Source organism: Bradyrhizobium sp. PRIMUS42 (assembly GCF_023006515.1).
In the GTDB taxonomy this organism is placed as follows: domain Bacteria; phylum Pseudomonadota; class Alphaproteobacteria; order Rhizobiales; family Xanthobacteraceae; genus Bradyrhizobium.
In genome coordinates, this window is sequence record NZ_JALBGZ010001506.1 from 1 (window position 1) to 548 (window position 548).

General features: G+C 69.0%; 1 protein-coding gene. It reads right to left on the reverse strand.

The genetic code is table 11. The features are described 5' to 3' along the window. The coding region (locus MOV75_RS41335) for an ATP-binding cassette domain-containing protein (RefSeq protein WP_247008652.1) at nt 1-548 on the reverse strand (548 nt) is incomplete at both ends.

Here is a 548-nt window from a genome sequence, read left to right on the forward strand (position 1 = left end):
ATCGGCACCGGTTGCGACCACCGCGTCGGAAGCGTCGGGTTGGAGATATAGATGCGGATCGGCCCGTCGCGCCGTGGCGCCGGCGCCGGTTTTGTCTCGGGGCCGGACGCGGGGAGCTCGATGTCAGGCTCGAGCTCGGCGTGAAGCCCAACGCCGAGCAGGCGCTGCTGAAGCTCGCGGTCGGCAGCGAGCCGCGCGGAGTCTATGATGCGGTTGATGCGGCCGTTGACCATGATCGCGACGTTGCGCGAGATCGCGGTGGCGACGCCGATATTCTGCTCGATCACGAGCACGGACATGTCGCCGTCTTCCCCCAGGCGCAGCAGCATCTCCTCGACCTGCGCCACGATGACGGGCGCAAGGCCCTCGGTCGGCTCGTCCATGATCAAGAGCTGTGGGTTGGTGAGCAGCGCGCGCGAAATCGCCAGCATCTGCTGCTCGCCGCCGGAGAGCTGGCCGCCGCCGTGATCCTTGCGCTCGGCGAGGCGGGGGAAGGTGTCGTAGATGCGCTCGACCGTCCAGGCCCCGGAGCGCATCCCGCCGGCGAG